This is a genomic window from Robinsoniella sp. RHS (genome assembly GCF_001029355.1).
Lineage (GTDB): Bacteria > Bacillota > Clostridia > Lachnospirales > Lachnospiraceae > Robinsoniella > Robinsoniella peoriensis.
In genome coordinates this window covers 26,213-37,032 of record NZ_JNGB01000053.1, presented here as the reverse complement: position 1 = coordinate 37,032, position 10,820 = coordinate 26,213, and the positions used below count along the sequence as shown (strand labels likewise).

The following is a 10,820-nucleotide window of genomic DNA, read 5'->3' as shown; positions in this document are numbered from 1 at the left end:
GTATGAGGCAGGTCACCCACGCGTTACTCACCCGTCCGCCGCTCAGTCATTAAAACTTCATTCCGAAGAAATCTGTTTTAATGCTTCGCTCGACTTGCATGTGTTAAGCACGCCGCCAGCGTTCATCCTGAGCCAGGATCAAACTCTCAAATAAAGTTTTGATCTTAGTTCAAAAATCAACTACTAGCTAATTTTATCCCTTTATTACTGTTTTAAGGTTGTATCATTTCTGATACGGTTCTTAATTTTGAAATCTCTTTTAATAGAATCTTTCAAGGTTGTTTCACTGTTCAATTATCAAGGTTCTGTTTGCTTTTCTTTGCTGTTGTACTCTTTAGCGCAACTTCTATATCTTATCACACTGCCAAGTGTTTGTCAACAACTTTTTTAATTTTTATTTTTCTCAATTTTTCGATTGAGCTGTGCTGTTTTTTAACAGCTTTGATATATTACCATTTTTGTCAAAAGATGTCAATACCTTTTTCAAAACTTTTTAAATATTTTTTTCAAGGCTTCCTCTGACACAAAACAATCCACCGCAATCACTTGCAGTGGACTGTTATAATATCATTTTTCAAAAAAACTGTCAAGATAAATCTCCCATTTTTTCAATTATTTTTTTAAGCTTTATTCTTTCCACTCAAATTGCTGCTGCATGTACTTTTCTTAGGTAAAATAAGACATGGCATCTGTCAATAATTTAAGGAATATATTGTTGTCGTATATGAGGCTTAATATCTTACTGTTGTGTATCATAAGCATAAGTTCTCTTCCCAGATCGACACTGCTGAATACGGTAATGATTAAAAATGCGATCCAAACAAACACCAGCCCCTGTACCAAACCTAAAACCAATCCCAGGATTTGATTTATCCCATGAAGAATCGGAAGATTTGCAATTACATCCAGAGTCATAACCGTAATCCATAAAAAGCTTACTACTAACAGGAAGGTTGCAACAAAAGAAATGATGTTCAATATAAGTGTAGCCATATAACTGGGTATATACTCCTCAAAACTTTGCACCGCCAGCTTTTCGTATCCTGTCTTATTGTTATTGCTTTCCAACATTTTTTGGATTGCACCGGGAAGTTTTAGGTCTTCAATCAGCTTTGCCTGTTCCAGCATTGAAATACTATTGCTGCTTTTCTGGCTTTCGGAATTCTGTCCCTCACCACTCTCCGTATCCCGGGTATCCTGGACATCTTTGGTATCTTTATTCTGTTTATTAGTAACGCCAAAGGCTGACTGGCATTTTTCTTCAATCATGCTGTATAAAGGGGTCTGTGTTTTTAGAAACTCCGTTACGTATGGAGTTGCTATGGAAACCAAAACAATTGATACAATTAATGAAACCATTGATACAAAAGTCTTAATAAATCCCTTTCTAAATCCATTTAATATAAAGAATAATAGCACTAACAGCACTATAATTGTAAGTAAATTCATGATGTTTTCTCCTATTTAAGCCTTATCTGATCTGTGCTGTTCTGTGTAATCATCGTGTATTTCCGAAATCCCTTGGCACTCATAACATTTATAACAGGCTTGCTATAGCTGCCGGAAAATTTTTCTTTTCCACCAGTGCTATATATCGCAAACTTACCTTCATTAAACATAATGATCTCATCGCCGTCAATCTTTATCTCCTTATAATCCAGATCGAAATATTTCTGCATTGTCTTTCTGCCGCTCAGATTATAGAGACGCATCAGGTACTTATGTTCCGGGTCATCGCTTCCTACCACTACCCCAATACTATTATCACTGTAAAAGATGCTGATAATCTCTTCTTCCAGATCTACCCTGGCACTTTCCTGGGGCACCTGATTCCCTTTGAAAATTGTGAACCCGTCATTTCTAAAAGCTACTGAAGCAGAATCATTCATAAATAACGTTTTGGGAACTATCGTATTATCATAAGTTACACTGCTCACTTCATTATTAATCTGGGTCTGCCCTACAGAATCAAAATTATAGAATGCTATCTTGGTACTCATCTTTTCTTTTGCCACATTCAGATAGGATACCATCATCTTTAATCCATCCGGTGATAACGCAACATCCATTGGATATCCAAAGTCATTTACCGTAGTACGGTTTTCTGCAATTGGATTTCCTTTGGTATCATAAAAATTGATCCAGGTTGTGTCTCCTTCTTCCAGCACTGCTGCCACTACACCTTGCTCTGCAACTTTAACTTTTAAAATCGGAAGTGATGTCTGAAATGATCCGATTTGCCCATTCTCATCAAAAATATAGATCTGGGTACCCTTTTGGTCACCTACTACAGCTGTTGTTCCGCAAATATCAATTATAGGGCTCTGCATACTGAATGTTGCACTGAATAACACTTCGTTTCCGGGACTGACACAACTCACTCCATCGGGGCTGTATTTCAGCAGATTGCCGCCTAACTGCGCATATTGTGTCGCAGTTATGTCAGATCGTTTCTCGCTGCTCAGTGTGGTATAATGGTGGAATACTCTGACATAGTTATATATAGAATACCCAATTATCAGAATGGCTATTACTCCGATTATGATTCCCCAACGGGAAAAAATTAATTTTTTATGTTTCTTAATTTTAGTTGTTAAATCCAGCATTTCATCACTTTGCGTTTGAAGCTGCTTTTTTTCCAGCCTCTTATCCTTTATTTTTTGCCATTTTTCCCTGATCTTAATAAACTTAAACTTGTCCTTAAAAAAGTCTTTTATCTTTCCCATCTGTACTCTCTTTCGTATCTCCAAGTGTTATTTTGATTTATCGTTTGAAACAGTATAACATATTTTTTTATGGGAGTACAATTTTTTGTCCGGGTAAAATCGTATTTTTATCTGTAATTCCATTTAAGGAGCAGATATCTTCTACTTTATCAAGCGTTCCATAATACATTTCACTTATGGTTGCCAGAGTGTCGCCTACCTTTACTACATAAGAAGCTCGTCCCAATGTCTCTCTTGCCGGCTGCTTTGCGGGGTCTGCCTGTCCCTGCGCTTCCGGCTCTTCTGACTGGCTTGTCTTATCCTGCTGGTCTGCCTGATTTGCCTGGCTGTTCTGGCCCGCATTGCTTTCCTGACTCTCAGATACTGCCGCATTGGACTCCTTGGAAGCCTCCGTACTATTTGCTGCATCCGATTTTGACTGCCCGTTAGCTTCTGATACCTCTGTTCCTTTGTTTCCCTTTGCTCCATTGGCTTCTTCCGTAGCCGGCTGTGGTTCTGTTTCCTTAATGCTGCCTTCTTTATTTTTATCAATTGCTGCATTTTTTTCAGAAACACTTTGTTCTTTATCTGTCTTTGTCTGAGCAGGTGCCATTGCAGATACGGAATCATCAGCGCCTTCTGCCGCAGCGTCTTTGCCTCCCATGGATTCAGAAATCCCGGCAAGTGCCATCTCCATGTCTTTCATTTTATCATAATTATTAATCAGCGTAACACCTATTATAAGAACGGTAAGCACAAGAAAAGAGCTGGCTGCATACAAAAGCTTTGTAGTAATTGGCTGCTTGTCCGACTCTTTCTTTTCTTGTTTTTCTTTTTTCTCTTTTTTCTCTTCCGCTATTTTCTTTCGGAAGCTTTGTACTGCATCATCTTTTACCTCTGTCTCTTCTTCTACTGAACGGTCCTTGTTCATAGCCACCATGTACTCCTGCATCATGATGTTTTTTTCATAATAAATATAGTAACCGCCCTGAGCCACGAGCCTGCCGCTTTCAACTGCAAATACCGCTGATTCATTCTCTGTAAAATCTCTCAGTATAAGTACCTGGTCTTCTCCGGGGAACTGGCTTTCATGTATCCGCTGCATCTCTTCCGTTGCGATCAGCGTGGATTCTTCCTCTCCCAGATACCAGCCGACGATTTCCCTGCCGTCAAAGTACTCCATCATCTGCTGCTGGACTTTGTCCCACATTTCTTCCCCGAAATCTAATTCGTCTACCGCCAGTGCTCCATTTATAAATATATAACGGTTCTTACCTGCCCTTTGTACTTCCCCAAGAAGAATTGCCGCTGCCCGCTGCGTCCCTTCTTTTCTATCGTTTGCTAACTGATGCATGTAAGTTACCGCGTAATCCTCAATGTAAATTTTCCTGTCTTGTCCGCCTTCTCCGATCTGCCTGATATTTTTTGGCAGTGCTACCTGTGCTTCTCCATCTTTATCCCCTTTGTGTTCCCCTTTGTAAATGACTTCTATCATACCCCTGTTCACTCCTTTATTGGTTCCATGATATTACAGAGATTATCATATTTTGAATGCAGATTTTATCAATTCGTGGTAAGGAATTCCAGAGATTTCCGACATAATATGAATTTTGGCGGCATGGTTTTTTATATTTATTTAATTAATCTCGAAATACGGTATCACATTGAGTGAATAATTTAAAAAGAATGAGGATAAACTTTAGAAAAGCATCAGAAAGGGTAAAGAACATGCATTCCGACTCATTGAAAAAAACACAATATATTAACTCAAAAGAAAAAAATGCCCCGATTGTTTTAGGCGAGCATTTACTGGATTTTTTACAAAGCCCCGATTTTAGCCAGGCTCCCCCCGTATTTGTCTGCATCGGAAGCGACCGGGTAACCGGTGACAGCCTGGGTCCTCTAATCGGAAGCCGATTAAAAAAACAATTAGGACGTCATTTTCCGGTATACGGAACTTTAGATTCGCCAATCCACGCCCTCAATCTGGATGAGGCTATACAAAATATAAAAAAGCGCCACAGCAACAATACAATCATCGCTATAGACGCTTCTCTGGGCACGAAACGGCATCAGGGATACATTTCCATTGGTAAAGGCAGCCTGCTTCCGGGAGCCGGTGTAGAAAAGAAATTAAATGCCGTAGGAGATGTATTCATTACCGGAATCATTAATACTGCAGGACGCTTCGCTCATCTGGCTCTGCAGACAACCAGGCTCTCTACTGTAATGCACCTGGCGGACTGCATGATCGACGGCATTCTGCTTGCCTGCCGTTATTATGCCCTGGATACAGACTCTCTGGAAGCTCTGTGGGATTTTGAAGACTTATACTCCCCTATGACTGCCCTGGCTCCCACTACAGGTGCTACCTTAGACGCTAACTGATACATGGTACGATAACCAAAAGGTAGTTTGATCCTCTTGGGCATTATCTTCCCGGAGTAGTGGTCGGTGATCTCGCATGCTCCGCAATATTTATCTGTAAGGCAGATAATATAAGATTCAAAATACTTTGGCGGTATGATGGTTAGCGGCCACATATGCTTTAAAATGATGTCTTTCTCCATATCATTCAGGTCAAAGTATTTTTCTGCCCTTCTCAAAGCCACTTTGGGATGCGTAAGCCCGTGGAAACGGTCGCCGGTTTTTGCTGCATGTTCTCTCCAGTCATATAGAAACAGATCATGCAGCATCCCTGCCCGTGCTGCCGCTTTGGCATCCAGTCCCAGTACTTTACATATCTGATAATTATAATAAGCCACATTCATGCAATGCTGATAACAATTTGTATCACAATGATGCGGAAATTTCTTCATCAGCAGAACCACCGGATGTTCCATAATATCCCTGATACATTCGTAAAATTCCTGATTCATATCATTACGGTGGCTTCTTGCTCTCCTGGCTCTTGCATCACGTGTCATAATATCCCTTCTTTCTGAACAATAATTTTTCTTTCATTTATTATACCCAAAAGGACGTTTAAATACCAGAGTGTGTTTGAATTTACCTTTATAAAGATGTGGTAATGGCACATTCAGATCCCAAAGCGGCACGTGCTGATGGCGAAACACCTCTTCTGCAGACAAAAAAATATGCCATACGGCAGCCGGATTCCATACTAATGTACAAAATCTGACTTCCATATGACATTATGATTGATTAAACAAAAGATTTAATTTTTGTATAAATTCCTTCTGCATCAAGGCCGTATTTATGCAGTAACGCTACAGCCGGACCTGATTCACCAAAGACATCGTTTACACCGATTTTCATAACCTTTGTTGGGGCATTTTCACTTAAGCAGTCACATACTGCACTGCCAAGTCCGCCGATCACAGAATGCTCTTCCACTGTCACTACTTTACCGGTTTCTTTTGCAGCTGCAATGATTAATTCTTCATCCAACGGTTTGATTGTATGGATATTAATCACTTTTGCCTCTATGCCGTCTGCTGCCAGTTTTTCTGCTGCCTCCAGACATGCCGATACCGGAAGTCCGCTTGCTACGATAGTAAGGTCTTTGCCTTCTCTTAAGACAACACCTTTTCCTAATTCAAATTTATATTCTGGTTTATCATTGATTACCGGAACGGCTAAACGGCCAAAACGTAAATATACCGGTCCATCGTATGTGGCTGCTGCAGCAACTGCTGCTCTTGCTTCTACATCATCGGAAGGATTGATTACGACCATTCCCGGAATTGTTCTCATTAACGCAATATCTTCGTTGCACTGGTGAGTTGCTCCATCTTCTCCAACGGAGATACCAGCGTGTGTTGCACCGATTTTTACATTTAAATGGGGATACCCAATGGAATTACGAACCTGTTCAAATGCGCGTCCTGCTGCGAACATTGCAAAAGAACTCATAAACGGTATTTTACCTGTTGCAGCAAGTCCTGCTGCGATTCCAGCCATGTTGCATTCTGCAATACCACAGTCAATATGACGTTCCGGAAACGCCTTTTTGAAGATACCTGTTTTGGTAGCTGCTGCAAGGTCAGCGTCGAGTACTACGAGATTATCGTATGTTGCTCCTAATTCTGCCAGAGCATTTCCATAGCTGTCTCTGGTTGCAATTTTCTTTACTTCTGACATAATGCTTCACCTGCCTTTTCTAAATCTGACATAGCCACTGCATACTGCTCATCGTTCGGAGCAGTTCCATGCCAGGCTACTGAATTTTCCATGAAGGAAACTCCCTTGCCTTTTACTGTCTTCATAACAATCGCCGTTGGCATTCCCTTTACTGTTTTTGCTTCATCGAATGCTGCTTTTAACTGATCGAAATCATTTCCGTTGGCAACATTGATTACGTGGAAATTGAATGCTTCAAACTTTTTGTCAATGGGATAAGGAGAACAAACATCTGCAACATTTCCATCGATCTGCAGTCCGTTGTTATCTACGATTACAACCAGATTATCTAACTTTCTGGCACCTGCGAACATAGATGCTTCCCATACCTGTCCTTCCTGGATCTCACCATCACCAAGCAGGGTATATACACGGTAGTCTTCCTTACTTAATTTTGCAGAAAGAGCCATTCCAACTGCTGCGGAGATTCCCTGTCCCAAAGATCCGCTGGACATATCTACACCCGGAATATGTTTCATATCCGGATGTCCCTGTAAATAGGAACCAAGATGACGCAATGTTTTTAAGTCTTCTACTGGAAAATATCCTCTGTTAGCCAAAGTGGAATAGAGTCCCGGAGCGGTATGTCCTTTTGATAATACAAAACGGTCTCTGTCTGCTTTCTTTGGATCCTTCGGATCAATATTCATTTCTTCAAAATATAAATAAGTAAACACATCTGCTGCTGATAAAGATCCGCCCGGATGTCCTGCTTTAGCGCTATGCACTGCAGTTACGATCCCTTTACGGACTTCATTGGCAGTTTTCTGAAGCTCTAATTTGTTCATATAATCCTCCTGAAATTTATTCCTGCGAGCAAAGAGCCAGGCGGACATAACTGTATGTCCATCTGGCGCTGCTGCGAAGGTCAATACCCCACAGCCTGCTGCGCTGCTAATTTGAGCCCCGCCAGTTTAAGCGGGGTATTGGACCGGATAGTCACATTATAACCTTAATATATACAATATGTAAAGTACTTAATTTGATACGAATCTCCTCCCGGATGTCCGCTTTTAAATACTTCAGAACGGTTCCATATATCAGTGACCTTCTATTATTCTCCGAATACTGCTTTGTAATCTGCCTGGAATTTTTCAATACCTGCATCTGTTAACGGATGTTTTGTCATCTGTTCAATAACAGAGTAAGGAACTGTTGCAATGTCTGCACCGGCTAAAGCACAGTCAGTTACATGAATCGGGTTACGAACGCTTGCTGCGATAATTTCAGTGTCAATTCCTGCTACTGCAAACATCTCAGCAATTTCAGAGATTAAGTCAACACCTCTTACAGAGATATCATCCAGACGTCCAAGGAAAGGTGATACATAAGATGCTCCTGCTCTTGCTGCCAGTAATGCCTGGTTAGCTGAGAAGATCAATGTTACATTTGTCTTGATTCCTTCACTTGCTAAAACCTTTGTAGCTTTTAATCCTTCTACAGTCATTGGGATTTTAACTACCATATTTGGATGGATTTTCGCAATTTCTCTTCCTTCTGCGATCATTCCCTCTGCATCTGTTGTAGTAGCTTTTACTTCTCCGCTGATCGGTCCGTCTACGATGGATGTGATTTCTTTGATTACTTCAACAAAATCTCTTCCCTCTTTTGCGATCAGGGATGGATTTGTAGTAACACCACAGATAACGCCCATATCATTTGCTTTTTTAATGTCCTCTACCTTTGCTGTGTCGATGAAAAATTTCATTTTGTTTCCTCCTTTGGAATGTGTGGTTATGAGATTTATTTTTATGAATCACTGTTTGGATTCATTTTTTCTTTGTTATTAACAGTATAGCATATGTTTTTAAATGTTCAATAGGTCCAGAATTTTATTAATTATTTTATCTACTAATAATTATATTTTTATTAATAGAAATATCATGCTTTTTCTGAGATTTACAGTTGTTCTTGGGTTTATTGGAGTATTTTTGCAGCTATTCTTCATTTTTATTAATAATAATTTTTAAAAAAGTATTTAATTTATTTTTTTAATTCCTGGCATAGGAGGTTGTTCCCCGAACAATCAATCTGGGTTCGTACTCTACGTGATAAATACTGGTTGGCTGCAGTTCCAGGGCATCCAGGCTGTTTTTGGAATGAATTTTCCGAATAATAATATCGCAGGCATCTCTTCCCTTCAAAGGCACAAAATGTTCAATTGTAGTAAGGGACATCCGCTTCATTTTCGAAAAAAGTATGTTATCGCAGCCAATCACGGATACATCCCCCGGGACCTTTAGCTTGGCTTCATATAATGCGTCCATAATGCCAAAGGCAATCATATCATTCAGTCCTGCAATAGCCGTCAGGTCATCATGCTCTTTTAGCAGCTCCTTAGTCAGGTCGTAGCCCATCTTGTATTCCGAATCAATACTGGGCATGACGGTATCCATGTCCTCATCGGCTGATTTCACATATACCGTATCCCCAAATCCTGCTGCCCGAAACTCTTTTACAAATCCCTCTACACGTTTAAACCGCTGCCTCTGCCGGTCTGTCAGCGGAGGGGACACGAATGCCGCTCTCTGATGACCAAGTTCCAGCAGATGTTTTGCCATCAGCCTGCCTGGTTTCGAATTGTTCAGTTCTACAGCATCTACTTCCATGATATCTTCCCGGTTATTAATTACCACAAACGGAATATGTTCCGCTAATTCCTTTACCTGTTCCATAAAACAGGTACTTGGATTGCTGGTATAGATAATTCCAAGAGGCTGTACGCTATCCATCATTTTTAAATAATATTCTTCCATTTTCAGATCTCTCTGGGTATTGCAAACAAATACCGCGTAACCCTCTTCTTTGGCAACCCCTTCAATTCCCTGCAACAGCATTACATAATAGGGATTGGTCAGCGTCGGGCAGAACACGGTAATGAGCTTCCTGGCTTTATTATCTTTTCTTACTCTGCGCTTTGGAATATCATACCCCAGCTCACGGGCTGTGTTCTCCACTTTTTCAACTGTTTCTTTGGAAAAAGATACATTGTATTTCTTATTTAATATCATGGAAACAGTTGCCTGGGAAACCCCGGAAGCTTTTGCTACGTCTGATGAGGTTACTTTGTTCTTTTTCACTCTGGTTCCTTCTTTCTTTATATTTACAATACTGCTATAGAGCGTGAGTCCGGATGGAGTACCAGGTATTAATCAGCGATATCCTCATTTACTTTGCGGATTACCCTACACGGATTGCCAACTGCCAGACTGTTTGGCGGAATGTCTTTCGTAACAACACTGCCTGCACCGATTACGCTGTTTGCACCAATCGTTACGCCAGGCAGCACCATCACCCCTGCGCAGATCCAGACGTTGTCACCGATATGAACCGGATGCGTGTATTCAAGACCTTGAATCCTCCGGGCTGCATCCATTGCATGTTCTTCTGTTATAATACATACATTGGGTGCAATAAATACGTTGTTTCCAATGGTAATCTTTCCGCTGTCCATGAGTTTGCAGTTGACGTTCAGGAAAAAATTATCGCCCACCGCAGTGTTATACCCATATGTACAGAAAAGCGGCTGCTCCACGACGCAGTTAGCACCGGTACTGCCAAGCAGTCCCTGTATGGCAGCCTGACGAGCTTCACGGTCAAGCGGGTGTATGTTGTTATAGTCATATAACTTTTTTACAGTCACGTCGCGGTCTGCCGTTAATTCAGGATCCCCCGGCTGGTATAGCATACCTGCATGTGATTTTTCTTTTTCTGTCATAAAAAAATTTACTCCTTCATTATTATTGTCGTTTCTGCCCCAAGCATTGTTTTAGAATCATTTAAATATGCAGCATCCGGCTTGACTGCAGACGTAATCATTTACTTTGAAATCATTATACCAAACGAATGCAAAAAAGGCTACTTACTGCATGAATTTTATTTTGTAAGAAAAATTTCAGAAATAACACTTAAAAATGACGGTATTATGGGCTATAATAATTTTAATGAATTTTAAAACACGTTCTGGGAGGA

Annotated in this window: 10 protein-coding genes and 1 rRNA gene; 1 reads left to right on the top strand and 10 read right to left on the bottom strand. The window is 40.6% G+C overall.

Features of this window, described 5'->3' with window-relative positions; genetic code table 11:
• The 4 genes from RHS_RS19030 to RHS_RS19015 form a co-directional block, all read right to left on the bottom strand.
• Positions 1-154, bottom strand: a 16S ribosomal RNA gene (locus tag RHS_RS19030); the annotation flags it as partial.
• Positions 155-666: 512 nt separating this feature from the next.
• A complete protein-coding gene (locus RHS_RS19025; RefSeq protein ID WP_047834059.1) occupies positions 667-1,449 on the bottom strand; it encodes a CvpA family protein in 783 nt (260 codons plus the stop codon).
• Between the two features lie 11 nt (positions 1,450-1,460).
• Positions 1,461-2,726 (bottom strand): DUF5711 family protein, encoded by a 1,266-nt coding sequence (locus RHS_RS19020; protein WP_027295839.1) that lies wholly within the window; start codon positions 2,724-2,726, stop codon positions 1,461-1,463.
• Positions 2,727-2,793: 67 nt separating this feature from the next.
• On the bottom strand, positions 2,794-4,200 hold the full coding sequence (locus RHS_RS19015) for a LysM peptidoglycan-binding domain-containing protein (protein ID WP_047834058.1): 1,407 nt from the start codon (positions 4,198-4,200) through the stop codon (positions 2,794-2,796).
• Between the two features lie 233 nt (positions 4,201-4,433).
• On the opposite strand from RHS_RS19015, the gene yyaC reads away from it, so the two are divergent.
• On the top strand, positions 4,434-5,093 hold the full coding sequence (gene yyaC, locus RHS_RS31375; RefSeq protein WP_044297603.1) for a spore protease YyaC: 660 nt from the start codon (positions 4,434-4,436) through the stop codon (positions 5,091-5,093).
• Here yyaC and RHS_RS19010 read toward each other — a convergent pair.
• The 6 genes from RHS_RS19010 to RHS_RS18985 form a co-directional block, all read right to left on the bottom strand.
• Positions 4,985-5,632, bottom strand: a complete 648-nt coding sequence (locus tag RHS_RS19010) for an HDIG domain-containing metalloprotein (RefSeq protein WP_063837258.1) — start codon at positions 5,630-5,632, stop codon at positions 4,985-4,987. The genes yyaC and RHS_RS19010 overlap by 109 nt on opposite strands.
• A 238-nt stretch (positions 5,633-5,870) precedes the next feature.
• Entirely contained in the window at positions 5,871-6,809 is a 939-nt protein-coding gene (locus tag RHS_RS19005) for a transketolase family protein (protein WP_027295838.1), read from the bottom strand.
• On the bottom strand, positions 6,797-7,636 hold the full coding sequence (locus RHS_RS19000) for a transketolase (RefSeq protein WP_027295837.1): 840 nt from the start codon (positions 7,634-7,636) through the stop codon (positions 6,797-6,799). The genes RHS_RS19005 and RHS_RS19000 overlap by 13 nt, the downstream gene beginning before the upstream one ends.
• 266 nt (positions 7,637-7,902) lie before the next feature.
• Positions 7,903-8,556: a fructose-6-phosphate aldolase gene (gene fsa / locus RHS_RS18995; protein WP_027295836.1), complete on the bottom strand. Its 654-nt coding sequence runs from the start codon at positions 8,554-8,556 to the stop codon at positions 7,903-7,905.
• Positions 8,557-8,839: 283 nt separating this feature from the next.
• Positions 8,840-9,928 (bottom strand): LacI family DNA-binding transcriptional regulator, encoded by a 1,089-nt coding sequence (locus RHS_RS18990; RefSeq protein ID WP_027295835.1) that lies wholly within the window; start codon positions 9,926-9,928, stop codon positions 8,840-8,842.
• Positions 9,929-9,996: 68 nt separating this feature from the next.
• Entirely contained in the window at positions 9,997-10,566 is a 570-nt protein-coding gene (locus RHS_RS18985; RefSeq protein WP_047834057.1) for a sugar O-acetyltransferase, read from the bottom strand.
• Positions 10,567-10,820: the final 254 nt, after the last annotated feature.

What these genes read in the sequence shown, in the direction of transcription:
- RHS_RS19025 (WP_047834059.1), bottom strand. Translation starts at nt 1,449, where the DNA reads ATGAATTTACTTACAATTATAGTGCTGTTAGTGCTATTATTCTTTATA.
- RHS_RS19020 (WP_027295839.1), bottom strand. Translation starts at nt 2,726, where the DNA reads ATGGGAAAGATAAAAGACTTTTTTAAGGACAAGTTTAAGTTTATTAAG.
- RHS_RS19015 (WP_047834058.1), bottom strand. Translation starts at nt 4,200, where the DNA reads ATGATAGAAGTCATTTACAAAGGGGAACACAAAGGGGATAAAGATGGA.
- yyaC (WP_044297603.1), top strand. Translation starts at nt 4,434, where the DNA reads ATGCATTCCGACTCATTGAAAAAAACACAATATATTAACTCAAAAGAA.
- RHS_RS19010 (WP_063837258.1), bottom strand. Translation starts at nt 5,632, where the DNA reads ATGACACGTGATGCAAGAGCCAGGAGAGCAAGAAGCCACCGTAATGAT.
- RHS_RS19005 (WP_027295838.1), bottom strand. Translation starts at nt 6,809, where the DNA reads ATGTCAGAAGTAAAGAAAATTGCAACCAGAGACAGCTATGGAAATGCT.
- RHS_RS19000 (WP_027295837.1), bottom strand. Translation starts at nt 7,636, where the DNA reads ATGAACAAATTAGAGCTTCAGAAAACTGCCAATGAAGTCCGTAAAGGG.
- fsa (WP_027295836.1), bottom strand. Translation starts at nt 8,556, where the DNA reads ATGAAATTTTTCATCGACACAGCAAAGGTAGAGGACATTAAAAAAGCA.
- RHS_RS18985 (WP_047834057.1), bottom strand. Translation starts at nt 10,566, where the DNA reads ATGACAGAAAAAGAAAAATCACATGCAGGTATGCTATACCAGCCGGGG.